Source organism: Thalassotalea sp. HSM 43 (assembly GCF_004752005.1).
Classification (GTDB): domain Bacteria; phylum Pseudomonadota; class Gammaproteobacteria; order Enterobacterales; family Alteromonadaceae; genus Thalassotalea_A.
Map to the genome: position 1 here is coordinate 266,717 of NZ_CP038493.1, position 15,539 is coordinate 282,255.

General features: G+C 45.1%; 17 protein-coding genes. 9 read left to right on the forward strand and 8 right to left on the reverse strand.

Features of this window, described 5'->3' with window-relative positions:
• Position 1: 1 nt before the first annotated feature.
• The 8 genes from hisD to E2K93_RS01240 all read left to right on the forward strand — a co-directional run bounded on the left by hisD (position 2) and on the right by E2K93_RS01240 (position 7,145).
• Complete coding sequence (gene hisD / locus E2K93_RS01205; protein WP_135437332.1) at positions 2-1,426, forward strand: histidinol dehydrogenase; 1,425 nt, start codon at positions 2-4, stop codon at positions 1,424-1,426.
• The gene (hisC, locus tag E2K93_RS01210) at positions 1,419-2,600 is read left to right on the forward strand and encodes a histidinol-phosphate transaminase (protein WP_135437333.1); all 1,182 of its coding nucleotides are present in this window, start codon (positions 1,419-1,421) and stop codon (positions 2,598-2,600) included. The genes hisD and hisC overlap by 8 nt, the downstream gene beginning before the upstream one ends.
• A gap of 2 nt (positions 2,601-2,602) precedes the next feature.
• Positions 2,603-3,697 carry a bifunctional histidinol-phosphatase/imidazoleglycerol-phosphate dehydratase HisB gene (gene hisB / locus E2K93_RS01215; RefSeq protein WP_135437334.1) on the forward strand — a complete coding sequence of 365 codons (1,095 nt, stop codon included), beginning with the start codon at positions 2,603-2,605 and terminating at the stop codon, positions 3,695-3,697.
• 108 nt (positions 3,698-3,805) lie between these two features.
• Complete coding sequence (hisH, locus tag E2K93_RS01220) at positions 3,806-4,444, forward strand: imidazole glycerol phosphate synthase subunit HisH (RefSeq protein ID WP_228445428.1); 639 nt, start codon at positions 3,806-3,808, stop codon at positions 4,442-4,444.
• Positions 4,444-5,181: a 1-(5-phosphoribosyl)-5-[(5-phosphoribosylamino)methylideneamino]imidazole-4-carboxamide isomerase gene (gene hisA, locus E2K93_RS01225; RefSeq protein ID WP_135437335.1), complete on the forward strand. Its 738-nt coding sequence runs from the start codon at positions 4,444-4,446 to the stop codon at positions 5,179-5,181. The genes hisH and hisA overlap by 1 nt, the downstream gene beginning before the upstream one ends.
• Complete coding sequence (gene hisF, locus E2K93_RS01230; RefSeq protein WP_135437336.1) at positions 5,163-5,936, forward strand: imidazole glycerol phosphate synthase subunit HisF; 774 nt, start codon at positions 5,163-5,165, stop codon at positions 5,934-5,936. Before hisA ends, hisF begins: the two co-directional genes overlap by 19 nt.
• A gap of 98 nt (positions 5,937-6,034) precedes the next feature.
• Entirely contained in the window at positions 6,035-6,652 is a 618-nt protein-coding gene (gene hisIE / locus E2K93_RS01235) for a bifunctional phosphoribosyl-AMP cyclohydrolase/phosphoribosyl-ATP diphosphatase HisIE (RefSeq protein WP_135437337.1), read from the forward strand.
• A 19-nt stretch (positions 6,653-6,671) separates the two neighbouring features.
• A complete protein-coding gene (locus E2K93_RS01240) occupies positions 6,672-7,145 on the forward strand; it encodes a GNAT family N-acetyltransferase (protein ID WP_228445430.1) in 474 nt (157 codons plus the stop codon).
• Positions 7,146-7,224: 79 nt separating this feature from the next.
• Here the strand turns inward: E2K93_RS01240 and E2K93_RS01245 are convergent, their stop codons facing one another.
• The 5 genes from E2K93_RS01245 to E2K93_RS01265 form a co-directional block, all read right to left on the reverse strand.
• Positions 7,225-7,962 carry an SIMPL domain-containing protein gene (locus E2K93_RS01245; RefSeq protein WP_135437338.1) on the reverse strand — a complete coding sequence of 246 codons (738 nt, stop codon included), beginning with the start codon at positions 7,960-7,962 and terminating at the stop codon, positions 7,225-7,227.
• A gap of 140 nt (positions 7,963-8,102) precedes the next feature.
• Positions 8,103-8,846, reverse strand: a complete 744-nt coding sequence (locus E2K93_RS01250; RefSeq protein WP_135437339.1) for a hypothetical protein — start codon at positions 8,844-8,846, stop codon at positions 8,103-8,105.
• Complete coding sequence (locus E2K93_RS01255; RefSeq protein ID WP_135437340.1) at positions 8,839-9,501, reverse strand: RNA polymerase sigma factor; 663 nt, start codon at positions 9,499-9,501, stop codon at positions 8,839-8,841. Before E2K93_RS01255 ends, E2K93_RS01250 begins: the two co-directional genes overlap by 8 nt.
• Before the next feature lie 53 nt (positions 9,502-9,554).
• A complete protein-coding gene (locus tag E2K93_RS01260; RefSeq protein WP_135437341.1) occupies positions 9,555-10,163 on the reverse strand; it encodes an energy transducer TonB in 609 nt (202 codons plus the stop codon).
• Positions 10,164-10,445: 282 nt separating this feature from the next.
• The gene (locus tag E2K93_RS01265) at positions 10,446-11,051 is read right to left on the reverse strand and encodes an energy transducer TonB (RefSeq protein WP_135437342.1); all 606 of its coding nucleotides are present in this window, start codon (positions 11,049-11,051) and stop codon (positions 10,446-10,448) included.
• 192 nt (positions 11,052-11,243) lie between these two features.
• Here E2K93_RS01265 and E2K93_RS01270 point away from each other — a divergent pair, with 192 nt between their 5' ends.
• Complete coding sequence (locus E2K93_RS01270) at positions 11,244-11,645, forward strand: MAPEG family protein (RefSeq protein WP_135437343.1); 402 nt, start codon at positions 11,244-11,246, stop codon at positions 11,643-11,645.
• Positions 11,646-11,781: 136 nt separating this feature from the next.
• On the opposite strand, the gene adk is transcribed toward E2K93_RS01270, so the two are convergent.
• The 3 genes from adk to recR all read right to left on the reverse strand — a co-directional run bounded on the left by adk (position 11,782) and on the right by recR (position 15,501).
• Positions 11,782-12,426: an adenylate kinase gene (gene adk / locus E2K93_RS01275; RefSeq protein WP_135437344.1), complete on the reverse strand. Its 645-nt coding sequence runs from the start codon at positions 12,424-12,426 to the stop codon at positions 11,782-11,784.
• A gap of 306 nt (positions 12,427-12,732) precedes the next feature.
• Complete coding sequence (gene htpG, locus E2K93_RS01280; protein ID WP_135437345.1) at positions 12,733-14,676, reverse strand: molecular chaperone HtpG; 1,944 nt, start codon at positions 14,674-14,676, stop codon at positions 12,733-12,735.
• Positions 14,677-14,901: 225 nt separating this feature from the next.
• Complete coding sequence (gene recR / locus E2K93_RS01285; protein ID WP_135437346.1) at positions 14,902-15,501, reverse strand: recombination mediator RecR; 600 nt, start codon at positions 15,499-15,501, stop codon at positions 14,902-14,904.
• Between the last annotated feature and the right edge of the window lie 38 nt (positions 15,502-15,539).

Below are 15,539 nucleotides of genomic sequence, written 5' to 3' on the forward strand. Positions count from 1 at the left end.
CATGATCACCTGGTCTCAACTTAGTGCTAATGACAAGCAAAAAACACTAGCACGCCCTGCAATTAGTGACAGCGATACACTGCGAGACAATGTCGCTGATATCATTAATAAGGTCAGATGCAACGGCGATGACGCCCTATTTGCACTGACCAAAAAGTTTGACGGCGTAAGCTTAGCGTCTTTACGTTTAACCGACAAAGCGGTTGTCAAAGCAACACAAAGCTTATCGGCTGAACGCAAATTGGCAATCCAAACCGCCTACAGTCAAATTGAAGCATTTCACAGCGCGCAAAAGGCACAAGATATTCAGGTCGAAACCATGCCTGGTGTTGAATGCATCTTAAAAACAGAAGCCATCGACAGTGTCGGTTTGTACATTCCCGCCGGTTCTGCACCGCTGCCATCGACGGTGTTAATGTTAGGCGTTCCGGCAAAGCTTGCGGGTTGTCGCCGTGTAGTATTGGTATGCCCACCAGACAAAAATGGTGATATTGCCGATGAGATTATATACGCCGCTAAGTTGTGCCAAATAGGTGAGATTTATACCATTGGCGGCGCGCAAGCCGTGGCGGCATTGGCGCTAGGTACCGAGTCGATAGCAGCGGTAAATAAGGTGTTTGGCCCTGGCAATCGATTTGTCACCGAAGCCAAATCGCAATTATCGCAACAGGTGCCTGGCTTTGCCATAGACATGCCTGCAGGGCCGTCAGAGTTATTGGTTATTGCCGATGACAGTGCCAATCCAGCCTATGTTGCAGCGGATTTGTTATCGCAAGCAGAACATGGCACGGACTCACAAGTTATTCTGCTAAGCGACAGTGAATCGGTTGCCAAAACGGTTAAACAACACGTCGAGTCACAATTGCAAAGCCTGTCTCGTAAAGCGATTGCCGAGCAAGCACTTGAGCAAAGCCGCTTTATTGTGACCGACTCTTTGCAACAAGCCGCCGAGGTTTCCAACCTTTATGGCCCAGAGCATTTGAGCATTCAAACCAGCGATAATGACACGTTATTGACCCAGCTGCGTGGTGCTGGCTCTATCTTTGTTGGCGATTTCACCCCTGAATCGGCTGGTGATTACGCCAGTGGCACCAACCATGTGCTACCCACCTATGGCTATTCAAAGGTATTGTCGTCTTTAAGTTTGGCTGACTTTTCCCGTCGTTATACGGTACAAACGCTAAGCCGACAAGGTCTTACCGCGTTAGCGCCAACCATCGTTGAGTTAACCGATGCTGAAGGTCTAGATGCCCATCAGCGTGCCGTCACCATTCGAGTTAACCCAGAGGTCGAGCGCACCTTAGCAAGTGAATTAGCAGCAACGCCAAAAGACCAAAATCAAATTAAAGATCAAGACCAAAAGGATGCTCCGCTCAAGGGCAATACCACACAGGACGCAACTGCAAAGGACAAAGCCGATGAGTAATGTTGACGACAAAGCCTCACGCCTTAATCAGTATCAAAGCAACCTTGAGGACTGTCAGGCACAAAAGCTTGCCAATGAATTAGTGCGCCGCGATATCAAAGATATGGTGCCCTATCAGTCGGCAAGGCGTGAACAATCCCAAGGTAAAGTCTGGCTCAATGCCAATGAAGCCGGTGACAGTCGCACAACAACCTTGTCTTTAGATACGCTCAATCGCTACCCAGACTTCCAACCGCAAGCCTTGATTGATGCCTACAGTGACTATTGCGGCATCGACAATCGATACTTACTCGCCACGCGTGGCGCTGATGAGGGTATCGAAGTGCTTATTCGCACCTTTTGCCAATCGGCACAAGACAGTATTTTAATTTGTCCACCGACCTATGGCATGTACGCTATCAGCGCCGAAGCCCACAATACACGTGTGATTCACGCGCCGCTGTTAACAGACAACATGCAATTAGATATTAGCGCCATGCAGCAACACGTTGGCAAGGTGAAATTGGTGTTCATTTGTTCTCCAAATAACCCTACTGGCAACAACATCGACTTGGTCGACATTGTTACTACCCTGGAATTATACAAAGACAGTGCCTTGGTTGTGATTGATGAAGCCTATATCGAATACTGCCCGGAAAAAACCTTAGTGCCATTACTGCATAAATATGCCAACTTGGTGATATTGCGCACCTTAAGTAAGGCCTTTGCTCTGGCCGGTTTGCGTTGCGGTTTTACCCTAGCGAATCCATCCATCATTGATCAGTTGTGCAAAGTGATTGCGCCCTACCCAATCAGCCAACCGGTTGCCATGATTGCCAGCCAAGCACTGACTCAGCGCAGTGATATGCAAAACAGAGTGGCAAGCACCAAGCAACTTAGGGATAAAACCCAAGACTTCCTGCAACAACAACCTTGGCTGGTGCAACTATTTGAGTCAAACAGCAATTATTTGCTGTTTCGTGTTGATAATAGCCAAGCGTTATTTACCAGCTTGCTTGAACAAGGGGTGGTCATTCGTAACCAGTCCAAACAGCTTGGGCTGGATGATTGCCTCAGAGTCAGTATTGGCAGTGAAGCCGAATTACAACAATTTTTCATCGCCGTATTAAGCTTTAACGAGCAGTTCTATGGCACCAGTACCGACAATCTATTTAATAAAGAAACACAGGAATAACCATGAGTCAGGCCCTCGATTTTATAAAAGACAACAGCAATATTTTATTTATCGACCGCGACGGAACCTTGATAGAGGAACCGCCAATCGATAAGCAAGTCGACAGTTTGGCAAAACTGGTATTTGAGCCATCGGTCATTCCGGCTCTATTGCAACTGCAAGCTGCGGGCTACATTCTGGTGATGGTATCTAACCAAGATGGCTTAGGCACAAGCAGCTATCCTCAAGCCGACTTTGACCAGCCTCACGATAAAATGATGGCGTTATTTGCATCACAAGGTGTGCAGTTTGCTGATGTGCTTATTTGCCCACATTTTGATGAAGATAACTGCAGTTGCCGTAAGCCTAAACTCGGTTTGGTCAGCGATTACCTACAGCAACAGAAAATCAATTTTGCTAACTCGTTTGTTATTGGTGACCGAGACACCGACGTGCAATTGGCCAGCAACATGGGCTTGCGAGCTTTTAAATACGATAGAGATCAACTTAACTGGAATGATATCTGCGATCAGTTACTGCGCAACGACCGTATTGCCAGCGTTACCCGTACCACCAAAGAAACCGACATTAATGTTGAGGTAAACCTTGATCGCCAAGGTGGCTCACAAATAAGCACCGGCATCGGCTTTTTCGATCACATGCTTGATCAAATCGCCACCCACGGTGGTTTTTACCTCAATTGTCAGGTAACGGGCGACTTGCATATAGACGATCATCACAGCGTTGAAGACACCGCATTAGCTTTGGGTGAGGCACTAAAACAAGCCCTTGGTAATAAGCGTGGTATCGACCGCTTTGGTTTTGTGTTGCCGATGGATGAGTGTCGAGCCGAATGCAGCATTGATTTATCTGGCCGCCCGCATATCGAGTTTAACGCCGAATTTAGCGACAACCGTGTTGGTGAAATGTCGACGCAAATGGTCAGTCACTTTTTTAAAAGTTTGACCGATGCCATGGCCGTCACCCTGCACCTTTCGACCAGCCAAGGTAACTGCCATCATCAAGTGGAAAGTTTATTTAAAGTGTTCGGCCGTGCGTTAGGCCAAGCCATTAAGGTCAGTGGAGACGCATTACCAAGTTCAAAAGGCGTTTTGTAATGGTTGCCTGACGATAGCTCAGCTATTCAAACCTTAGCTGGTCAGGCTTTAGCAATTTAGGCTTTAGCGATATGTGCAATAACATAGTTTTTATATAGGAAACACCACGTGATAACAGATTCCGACATCAATACATCAACGCCAGACGCGCTGATCATCGATACCGGTTGTGCCAACATCAATTCATTGAAGTTTGCCTTGCAGCGCCTCGGCTATAACATCGTAGTCAGTGATGATCACGATGCCATAAAAGCCGCTAAAAAAGTGTTTTTACCTGGCGTTGGTGCCGCCGCCTACGCGATGGCAGGGATCAAACAAAAGCGTCTCGATGCCTTGGTGCCAACGCTAAGCCAACCTTTGCTCGGTATTTGTTTGGGTATGCAATTATTAACCAAGCAATCGACCGAAAATGAACAAGCGACCGATTGTTTAGGCATCATTGATAGCCAGATAAACGCCATAGAGAACACCACCGAACAGGCGTTACGCATGCCTCATATGGGCTGGAACAACCTGGGCTCTATTGCCAACTCGCCACTGTTTACTGGTATTACTGAGCAAGATTACTTTTATTTTGTGCATAGCTATTGTGCGCCTGTAGGCGATGCAACCCTTGCTCAGTGTCACTATGGCCAAGCGTTTTCTGCAAGCTTAGCTCGCGATAACTTTTATGGGGTGCAATTTCACCCTGAGCGCTCCGGTAAAAGCGGTGCCAAACTTCTCAAAAACTTTATGGAGAATTGCTGATGATCATTCCGGCAATTGATTTAATCGATGGTAAAACCGTACGCTTATATCAAGGTGATTACGGTCAAAAAACCGAATACAAACAAACGCCAGAAGCGCTAGTTGAACAGTACTTTAACGATGGTGGCCAACGTTTACACTTGGTTGATTTAGACGGTGCAAAAAACAGTGATAATCGTCAAACCAAACGGTTAAGTGAGATCATTGCCATGGCACCTATGCCGGTGCAAGTTGGCGGTGGTGTGCGTGAGCAAAAAGACGTCGACACCTTGCTTGAACTCGGCGCCAGTGGCGTCGTGATCGGCAGTTTGGCGATCAAACAACCACAGTTAGTTAAAGATTGGTTGCAGCAATATGGCAAGCAACGCATTGTCTTAGCGCTGGATGTGCAAATAAATGAGCTTGGTGAAAAACGCTTACCGACCCACGGTTGGATCGAACAAAGCGAGCAAACCTTAGAGCAATTAATTCGCTTTTACGGCGCCGACAATATCGCTCAGATTTTATGTACTGACATTTCCAAAGACGGCACCTTGCAAGGCTCTAATGTCGACTTATATCAACAAATGAAACAAGCCTTTCCACAAATATTCTGGCAAGCTTCAGGCGGCATTGGCAGCTTAAATGATATCAAACAAGTCGCCACATCTGGCGCCGATGGTATTATTTTAGGTCGTGCCTTATTAGAAGGTAAATTTACCGTCAAGGAGGCTATCACATGCTGGCAAGACGCATAATTCCTTGTTTGGATGTTCGTGATGGCGTGGTGGTCAAAGGCGTCAAATTTCGCAATCATGAAATCATCGGTGACATCGTACCGCTGGCACAACGCTACGCCGCCGAAGGTGCTGATGAATTGGTATTTTACGATATTACCGCCAGCTCAGATGCCCGTGTTGTCGATAAAAGCTGGGTTGAGAAAATAGCCCGCGTTATCGACATCCCCTTTTGTGTCGCCGGTGGCATCAAAACCGAGCAAGATGCGCAAACCTTGTTAGCGATGGGCGCAGATAAAATTTCGATTAACTCACCAGCGTTAAACGACCCGGATTTAATCTCACGCCTAACCGCACAATTTGGTCAGCAGTGTGTGGTGGTTGGTATTGACTCGTATTTTGATCAAGACACAGGCCAATATCAGGTATACCAATACACCGGTGATGAAAGCAAAACCGCCAAAACCCGGTGGAATACCCATGACTGGGTCAAAGAAGTACAACAACGTGGCGCCGGCGAAATCGTGCTAAATGTGATGAACCAAGATGGCGTGCGCCAAGGTTACGATATAAAACAGCTGAGTTCGGTGCGAGCAGTATGTCAAATACCCCTTATTGCCTCTGGTGGCGCCGGTACGATGGCGCACTTTAAAGACGCTTTCGTCGATGCCGATGTCGACGGAGCGTTAGCGGCGAGCGTGTTTCATAAAGGCATCATAGATATTAACGATTTAAAAGATTACCTACGCGGGCAAGGCATTGCCATGCGCAGCTAGCGCTCATACGAGCGCAAGCGCCGCGGCTGAGAGCTAAGAACTAAGAGCTAAGAGCTAAGAGCTAAGAGCTAAGAGCTAACCATATTAAAGGAAACAACATGCTTGTAACGAACCATAATATAGAGTCACTTTCTTGGGACAAGATGGATAACCTGATCCCAGCAATCGTTCAGCACGCCGATACCGGCAGCGTATTGATGCAAGGCTATATGAACCAAGAGGCGTTAAGCGCAACGTTAACCAATCAAAAAGCCACCTTTTTTTCTCGCTCAAAACAGCGTCTTTGGCAAAAAGGTGAATCCTCAGGCAATACCTTAGATGTGGTGAGTATCGTCGCCGATTGTGACCAAGACAGCCTGTTGATATTGGCACGGCCTCATGGACCAACGTGCCACTTAGGCACAGATTCATGCTTTCCCGAGCAAGATATAGCGGATAAAAACTTTCTTGCCTACTTAGAGCAGGTCATACATGCACGCAAAAACGACAAACCGGAAGACAGTTATACAGCGAAATTATTAGCCAGCGGTACCAAACGCTGTGCGCAAAAAGTAGGTGAAGAAGGCGTCGAAGTCGCACTTGCTGCTGCCACCAACGACCGTGACGAGTTGCTTAATGAATGTGCCGATTTGTTTTATCACAGCTTAGTTTTACTTGCTGAGCAAAATGTTGATTTAAAAGAAGTGATGAAGGTATTACAATCACGCCATCAATAATTTTTTAAATGCATCCCCAATGAGTAAGACAATGTACTGGCAGGCCAAAACCTTTCAACAGTTGAGCATCAACGAGCTTTATGACGCGTTAAAATTGCGAGTCGACATTTTTGTGGTTGAACAAGAGTGTTTCTACCCCGAGCTTGACGATGCCGATCGCCATCCCCAAACCTTGCATTTGCTGGGCTATGATGATGACACCCTAGCCTGTTATTTACGCATCTTGGCAAAAGGCGTGTCTTATGATGATTACGTCAGCATAGGCCGTGTTGCTACCGCCGAGAGTCACCGCGGGAGTGGTCTGGGTAAAGAGATGATGGTTCAGGCATTAGACTTATGTCAGCAGCATTTTGCTGGACAAGATATCAAAATTTCTGCGCAGCAATACCTAGAAACGTTTTATCAAGACTTAGGGTTTGCTACCGTCTCAGAGATGTACCTCGAAGACGGCATTCCGCATATTGGCATGCTTAAGGCGTGTCAGCCTGTTTAACTTGGATTGTGTTTTTTCAAAGTTTGAGTTTCAAGGCTCCATTTTCAAAGTTTGAGTTTCAAAGCTTGTTGGCTACCAACTAGATCGCTAATTTGTAAATCACATGAATGGTTTTTGATATCTCGATAAACTGCGGCTCAAAGACGGTAATCGGCGCTGCTTTGCGAGCAAATGAACCGTATTGTACGTATCTGTCGGCAACCGCAAATGACGCTAAGGCATTGTTAAATGAGCCGCTATCATTGATAGCAAACACTGACTCGATATCAACCCCTAACCCTTTCGCCAAACGTTGCGCTTTTTGTTTGGCTTTCTTGCCCGCGTCAAACACGAGTTCGGCGCTGATCTGTTCGCGTTCGCTATGATCAAAACGTGATTCGATGTCTTGCACATGTTCAGCCTTATACAAAATATTGACGATGTCGCTGTATTGGCTTAACTCAGACAGTTCAAGTTTAAATGCCTGCCTGACTTCATAACCCAGTATATCTAACGAGTTATAGTCATCATCACGTTTGCGCTTTGCCCGTTTACTGATTTCAAATGAGGTGATTTGCTCACTTTTTATGCCAAGCCGGGTTAGCTGCTCAAGCATTGTGGTAACACTCATATGCAGTAGTTCACTGGCGACATCCGCTTGTTTGTCGAAAGTTAACAACTGAAACGATAGACTTGCTTGATTCGGTTGCACTTGCCGCTCGCTCGTCACCTCAACCGTCACAAACGGAAAATCCGGTAGAGCTTGTGCTGCTGTTTGCGTTGCTATGATTGACATCAACCAAGATAACACCACAATAACACCATGGGTCGTTTTCATACTGTGTCCTTTTTATTGGTAAATTACATTGTCTGATTTACGCGCTGTTAGCTATAGGTGATTGATACAGTCTACGATTGCAGCGATAAAGACGGTGTATGAAAATGCTCACCGTTTTGAATCAGCGTCTTTCAGTATCATTAATGCACTTCATCACATTGATGCACGTGTTCGTTATTTAATAACGCCAACACCGTATTACCATTGGCATATAAATCCACATACTGGCCTTCTCTGGTTTCGTCCAATAACGGATCCGCCAGCAAATATTGCTCAACCTCTTCAAACGCCAGCAATTGCAAATTCTTATCGCAAAACTCAATAAACCACATATCCTTTTCTTTGATCAACCGTCCAGTCACAACCTGATTGGCATAAAGCGTCTGCTGTTGATCAGCAAACACATGTTGCTGCTCTTGAAAGTACTCACTGACTTGCTGATTAAAGGCATCGATTTTAGCGGCATCGTCGATGGCAGCAATGGCATTAAACTGCATCGGGCGCTTATTAACCGGTTGAAATTCCGGTAACGCCAAACTGGCAAGCTGGTCTGCATCTTCAGTTTGTGAGCTGTCCGTTGCCGGTTGTTCAAGCACCACCACATCGAGTTTTTTCACCGCCACGGTATCCAGCTGCTGCTTAAGTTGGTCAAACAGTGGCACCGCAACAACAAACATCAATGCCGCAAAACCAGCGACTTTAAACGACGACCAATTTTGGTATTTGTGATGTAAGCGACGACTGATATCGTCACTGTTTTGCATACGAGCAGACAGGTCATCTTTTATCTGTTGTTGCTGCTTACCACTCGCCTGATTGGCTTGCTTACGACCTTGGTATAGTGCATCGAGTTGTTGGTCAAATTTATCATCGTGGTTACTCATGGTAACCTCCTAAAAGCTGTTTAAAGGTGTTGCGGGCATAACGCAATCGAGATTTGATGGTTTCTGACTTTTCTTGGCAAATCTCACTGATCTCGACAATCGAAAAGCCTTCTTGTTGCAATACAAATGCTTCACGTTGAGCAAATGGTAGGTTGGCTAAGACGTTATCAAAGGCCTGTTGTAAATCGCCATCTTGCTCGACCGTTTGCAAACTCTCTTGATTTGCCACGTGTACTTCATCGAGTGTTTCAAACTGCCAACGTTGTTGGCTTCGTAACTCATCGATTAACGCATTACGAGCAATACGAAACACCCAGGCTTTACCACTGTTACCGCCTTTATCAACAAATAAAGGTGCCTTGTCCAACACTTTTAGCCAGGTAATTTGAGTGATGTCTTGCGCCAGCGTTTTGTCACTTTGGCTAAGCACGTAATGGAACACATCTTGATGTAAACGATCGACCAGAAGATGCAGTGCCGTTTCGTCCTGCTGTTTGGCAAATGTTCGTAGCAATTGCTCGTTAGAGGCTGACGACAGTCCGTGCAATGCTTGCCGTAAGCCTTGCCAAAACGAGGCACGGGTAGTCGCGCTAGCGTTATCCATATCGCGCCCCGCATCTCGTTTTGACCAACGTAAAGAGGATATTTTGATCAAAGGCAATCCCTTTTATCGACTTGTTATTATTCTAATAATCAACAGATTATCACCTAACCATTAGCCTGGTCTAATGTAAAATCTAATTGCACTGTCATACCATGTTGTGCAACCGGTTGACCGTCAACGAGCTTGGCTTTGTACTTCCATTTTTTCAGTGCCCGCTTGGCCTCTTTATCAAAGGTACGCTTAGGATTAGACTCCACTATTTCAATATTGGTTACTGCCCCAAGCTCATTAATACTGAACGATAAGATCACCCACCCCTCTTTACCTTCACGTGCGGCAATCGCAGGATACTTAGGCGATACCCGGACAATAGGTCGCGCCTCATGATCCGCCATAACAAAATTGTCCATACTGTCCAGCGATGAATCGTTCATACTCGGTCCAGGTACGGATATATCGATATCAATACCCTGCGATGTACTTGCCACAGGTGTTGGTGATGGTGGCGTCGTTCTTGGCTTTGGTGGCGGCTTTATTTTACGCTCATTGGTTTTCACTGTGCTGTCTTTAGGTGGTTCGACGAACTCTATGGGCGTGTATGCTAATGGTTCACTAATTCCGCCTTGCTTAGGTGTGACTAACGAGGCCATGACCACAAATAGCGCGAATACAACCATACTGGTGATGGTTAACAAAGATACGAGTTTTTTCATCTTATTCTCCTGCCTGGAACATCTATTGTTAGGGCCATGCCCTGGTGATGGTCTGGTACCAGTCAGCGCGCAAAACATCCTGTTTTACTCATCGTCTTCAGCTCATGCATTATGTTAACGCTATGCCAAACGCCATATTAAAAACCTTACTAAACATCATATAGATGGTTTTGCTTATGGCACTTAATGAAGTTGATGCACTGTTATAGGAAAAACGCTGGGGAATTAAGAAAGGGGTTAAAGAAAGTTAAACAAATTTAAAAAATGTGAAAAAGAGCGATATTATTTTTTACCAAAGTCGATGCGCACAGACATACCTTCTTGACGCACGGTTTTGCCATCGATCACTTTGGCCTGATATTTCCAACGCTTTAATGCGTCAATGGCGGCTTGATCAAATATCTCTGGTGGGCTGGCATCGAGCACTTCAATGTTTTCGATTTTGCCGTAACGATTGACCGCAAATTTCAGTTTTACCCAACCGCGAATCTGCTCTCGGGCGGCTTCTATGGGGTAACGCGGTAAGGCACGATAAATTGGTCTTGCGTCGTTATCTTTAATGGCACCAACCGCAAACTCCTGCGATTCAAGTGAGCCATCGACTTCGATTTGAGGCATGCTGACATTCGGCAACTTGGTTTCGGTAGTCACTTTGGGCATATCAACACCAATCAGACCACTGGGTTTTTGTAATGGTTCAGGCGGTGGATCGAGTATGCGCTTTTTACGGGCGATGGCAGAGTCTTCAGGCAGCTTAACGATGGTAATAATGGGGTTGTCTTCAACTTCTTCAATATAGACCTCTTCTGTGGCAACCAGAGATGCCATGATCGCGAACAGGGCGAACGAGATGAATGCTCCTAAAATAATTGGCACAAAAAACTTCACTTCTCCCCCATATCTTGTCTTTATTGATTCAGCTTGCCTGGCTATAAAGCTCTCCCGCAGAAAATGGTGCTATAAGTATAGTCCTAGATACTAAAAGCCAAAATATCTTGCAAAAAATGCAGAAACTGGTTTTCGGAAAGATTGCTTTGCACTAACATAGTAACCGATATTCATTAACGAGAACAAAAACTTATGCAAACAGCTTCTTTAGCCATTACCGGCTTTTATACAGGCATCCTCGCCATCTTATATATTGCCTTGTCATTCAAAGTCATTGGTCAGCGTCGTAACAAGCGTGTCGGCATTGGTGACGGCGGTGGAGAACACCCAGAGCTGGCTAAAGCAATACGTGTGCACGCGAACTTCATCGAATACGTGCCAATTGCTTTATTACTGTTAGCAATTTACGAATTGGGTGGTGGCAATGTAATGTTTGTACACGCCTTTGGTGGTTTATTGGTAACCGCTCGCTTTTTTCATGCTATTGGCCTAGGGAAAAGCATCGGTACCTCTTGGCAGCGATTTGTTGGCACGTTAAGTACCTTTATCACCATTTTGGTGTTGTCGATATTAAATATTATTGCCATCTTTTAATAACATTTGATGCATTAAAAGCAATACCTAAAAGCAATATTAGTACCAGACTACTACCCGCAATGCTTAACGTATTGACCATAAAAAAGGCCCGCTACTGCGGGCCTTTTTGTATCTAATTAATCAGCGTTGCGATTTATGCAAGCTCTGATGCAAGCTCAGCACTTACTTCTTCAACCGGCTTAGTACCGTCAATAGTAATGTACTTACAGTTACCTGCTTTTGCTTCTGCATGATAGTAGTCAACCAATGGCTTAGTTTGCTCATGGTAGATACCCAAACGCTTACGTACCGTTGACTCTTCATCATCTGGACGAATCGCTAAATCATCGCCTGTCTCATCGTCTTTACCTTCCACTTTTGGTGGGTTGTAAACGATGTGATAAACACGACCAGAACCAGGGTGAACACGACGGCCGCCCATACGCTGGACGATTACTTCGTCAGCTACGTCAAATTCAATAACAGAATCAACAGAGACACCATTTTCTTTCATTGCGTCGGCCTGTGGAATGGTACGTGGGAAACCATCAAGCAAAAAACCGTCTTTACAGTCGTCTTGTGCGATGCGTTCTTTTACCAAACCAATGATTAACTCATCAGAAACCAATTGACCAGCATCCATAACTTTTTTCGCTTCCAAACCCAGCTCCGTACCAGCTTTAATCGCCGCACGTAGCATGTCGCCTGTCGAAATTTGTGGAATACCGTATTTGCTCATCAGAAATTGAGCTTGAGTACCTTTACCAGCACCCGGTGCACCTAAAAGAATAATGCGCATAAACAGACCTTTAAATGTCGTAACTCAGACACGAATTGCATCGGAGCCATAAATTTATATTTATAAAAACGCAATGATACTTGCTGACCAGTTTGCAAACAAGTGTTTCAATCCAAATGTTTCATAAAAAAGTCATCTTTTTTCAACAATATTTGCGGTAAGTCAGCAAAAATAAACGACGAGCAACACAATAGTGATAAAACTCAATGGCTAGCGAGCCATTGTCAGACAATAAAAAGGCCAGCAAATGCTGGCCTTTTACGCGATTTAAGCGTCGGCTTATTGTCGAAACGCCCTGTTAAGGTGTTACTTGGTTAAGCTCATCATCAATTTGTTAAGTTTGCTAACAAACGATGCTGGGTCTTTCAAACTGCCGCGCTCTGCTAACATGGCTTGCTCGAATAAAACCTCAGTCCACTCATTGAATTTGTCACCATCGCTTTCATCGGCAATGTGTTTGACCAAATCGTGCTCGGCGTTGATTTCAAAAATAGGTTTGCTTTCAGGCACTTCCTGACCAACCGATTGCATCAACTTGATCATTTGACTGCTCATGTCTTGCTCATCGGTAACAATACACGCTGGAGAGTCGGTTAAACGATGGGTGATACGCACATCCTTTACTTTGTCACCTAGGCTGTCTTTAAGACGACCGATCACTGAATCAAACTCTTTTTCCAGCTTCTCTTGCGCTTCTTTGGTTTCCGCGTCGTCCATGTCACCTAAGTCTAAGTCACCGCGAGTTACCGAAGAGAACTGTTTTGAATCAAAATCAGTGAAGTGGCTCATCAACCATTCGTCGATACGATCGCTCATCAATAATACTTCGATGCCCTTCTTACGGAACACTTCTAAATGCGGGCTGTTTTTCGCCGCTTCAAAACTGTCGGCAACGACATAGTAAATCTTGTCTTGATCTTCTGGCATACGCTCGATGTAATCGGTTAACGATACATTTTGCAACGCACTGTCGGTGTGCGTAGAGCTAAAGCGCAACAACTTGCCAATGGCTTCCTTGTTGGCCATATCTTCAGCTGGGCCTTCTTTTAGAACTTGACCAAACTCATCCCAGAACGACTGGTATTTTTCAGCGTCTTTTTTACCCAGCTTGTCTAACATACCCAATACGCGTTTTGTACAACCTTTGCGCATCGCTTGGGTAACTTTGTTGTCTTGCAAGATTTCACGCGATACGTTCAATGGTAAGTCGTTAGAATCAAGTAAACCTTTAACAAAGCGCAAGTAAGTCGGCATAAATTGTTCAGCGTCGTCCATGATAAACACACGTTGGACGTATAACTTTAAGCCGTGTTGGCGTTCGCGGTTGTACATATCAAATGGTGCTTTGCTTGGTACGTACAATAACGAGGTGTATTCTGTGTTACCTTCGACCTTGTTGTGCGCCCATAAAAGCGGCTCAGCAAAGTCATGTGATACATGCTTATAAAACTCTTTATACTCTTCATCAGATACATCTGACTTTTCACGAGTCCAAAGTGCTTCGGCTTTGTTCACCCCTTCCCATTCAGCTGGCTTTGCTTCGATAGCAGGACGAACAACATTGCCTTCTTCATCTTTCTCTTCATCAACCGCATCAACAGCTGGAGTCAGCATTTCAACTGGAATAGAGATGTGATCTGAGTATTTGGTGACGATTGACTTTAAGCGCCAATCATCTAGGAATTCTTTTTCATCTTCTTTTAATACCAAGATGATGTCAGTACCACGATTGGCCTTTTCGATGGTTTCAACGGTGAAATCACCTTCACCGGCGGATGTCCATTCAACACCATCCGCTGCGTCAGTGCCGGCAGCACGGGTACGTACAATCACTTTATCAGCAACGATAAAGGCAGAATAAAAACCAACACCAAACTGACCGATAAGTTGCGAGTCAGATGCTTGATCGCCTGACAAACGCGAGAAGAAATCCGCTGTACCTGATTTGGCAATGGTACCTAGGTTGGCAATAACATCATCACGAGTCATACCGATACCATTATCAGAAATGGTGATGGTATTGGCATCGCTGTCCGCAGACACACGCACACGCAAGTTACCGTCACCTTCATAAAGTTCGGCATTTTCTAGCGCTTTAAAACGTAATTTATCGGCAGCATCTGCCGAGTTTGATACTAACTCACGTAGGAAAATTTCTTTATTAGAATAAAGTGAGTGGATCATAAGCTGCAGAAGTTGTTTAACTTCTGTTTGAAAACCGTGAACTTCTTTATGACTTTGGTCAGACATAAAAAACATCTCCTGAAAATACACTTAACAACACACCGCAAAACAGCAACAACACCTTATGTTCGGCATCTCACTGTGCGGTAACAGATGAAAATTAAGTGGGGATAATTATTTTCGATTTAAAGGGGAAAGCGGAAATTTTATGAAAATATTTTCTCAAAGAACCTTCAAGGGGTCAGAACACTTGAACGTTTCAAGTGTTCTGACCCCTTGAAAAGAGAAGTTTTAGATGGTTTTTCGGCCACTAAAGGCATGCGATAAGGTGTTGCCATCAACGTATTCTAATTCGCCGCCAACCGGCACACCATGGGCAATGCGTGAGGTAGAAATATCGTATCGTTTTGCCATATCAGCCACAAAATGCGCCGTCGCTTCCCCTTCAACCGTTGGGTTAGTCGCTAATATGAGTTCATCAAACTGGCCATTTTGCAGTTGGTTATCCAATATATCCAAACCAAGTTGTTCTGGGCCTATTCCATCAATTGGTGACAAGTGCCCCATTAACACAAAGTAGCGACCGGTAAATTCGCCGGTTTGTTCGATGGCGATAATATCTGAAGGCGATTCAACCACACACATTTGTCGTTTTTCTGCACGTGATGGGCTTTGGCAAATATCACAATAATCGTTTTCGGTGAAGGTTCGACAGCCTTTGCAATGGCCAACATCGTCCATTGCCATCGCTAATGCCGTTGCCAGTTTTCCGCCACCGATACGATTGCGCTCAAGCAAGTGAAATGCCATACGTTGTGCCGATTTTGGGCCTACGCCAGGTAAGCATTTTAAACCGTCAATTAAGTCCTGAACCAAAGGGCTGAGTTTCATAGTCAATCTGTTGTATAAACCGTTTCCTGCATACTAGC

Excerpts from the sequence above, each read along its gene's own strand:
- hisD (WP_135437332.1), top strand. The coding sequence starts at position 2 with ATGATCACCTGGTCTCAACTTAGTGCTAATGACAAGCAAAAAACACTA.
- hisC (WP_135437333.1), top strand. The coding sequence starts at position 1,419 with ATGAGTAATGTTGACGACAAAGCCTCACGCCTTAATCAGTATCAAAGC.
- hisB (WP_135437334.1), top strand. The coding sequence starts at position 2,603 with ATGAGTCAGGCCCTCGATTTTATAAAAGACAACAGCAATATTTTATTT.
- hisA (WP_135437335.1), top strand. The coding sequence starts at position 4,444 with ATGATCATTCCGGCAATTGATTTAATCGATGGTAAAACCGTACGCTTA.
- hisF (WP_135437336.1), top strand. The coding sequence starts at position 5,163 with ATGCTGGCAAGACGCATAATTCCTTGTTTGGATGTTCGTGATGGCGTG.
- hisIE (WP_135437337.1), top strand. The coding sequence starts at position 6,035 with ATGCTTGTAACGAACCATAATATAGAGTCACTTTCTTGGGACAAGATG.
- E2K93_RS01240 (WP_228445430.1), top strand. The coding sequence starts at position 6,672 with ATGAGTAAGACAATGTACTGGCAGGCCAAAACCTTTCAACAGTTGAGC.
- E2K93_RS01245 (WP_135437338.1), bottom strand. The coding sequence starts at position 7,962 with ATGAAAACGACCCATGGTGTTATTGTGGTGTTATCTTGGTTGATGTCA.
- E2K93_RS01250 (WP_135437339.1), bottom strand. The coding sequence starts at position 8,846 with ATGAGTAACCACGATGATAAATTTGACCAACAACTCGATGCACTATAC.
- E2K93_RS01260 (WP_135437341.1), bottom strand. The coding sequence starts at position 10,163 with ATGAAAAAACTCGTATCTTTGTTAACCATCACCAGTATGGTTGTATTC.
- E2K93_RS01270 (WP_135437343.1), top strand. The coding sequence starts at position 11,244 with ATGCAAACAGCTTCTTTAGCCATTACCGGCTTTTATACAGGCATCCTC.
- adk (WP_135437344.1), bottom strand. The coding sequence starts at position 12,426 with ATGCGCATTATTCTTTTAGGTGCACCGGGTGCTGGTAAAGGTACTCAA.
- htpG (WP_135437345.1), bottom strand. The coding sequence starts at position 14,676 with ATGTCTGACCAAAGTCATAAAGAAGTTCACGGTTTTCAAACAGAAGTT.
- recR (WP_135437346.1), bottom strand. The coding sequence starts at position 15,501 with ATGAAACTCAGCCCTTTGGTTCAGGACTTAATTGACGGTTTAAAATGC.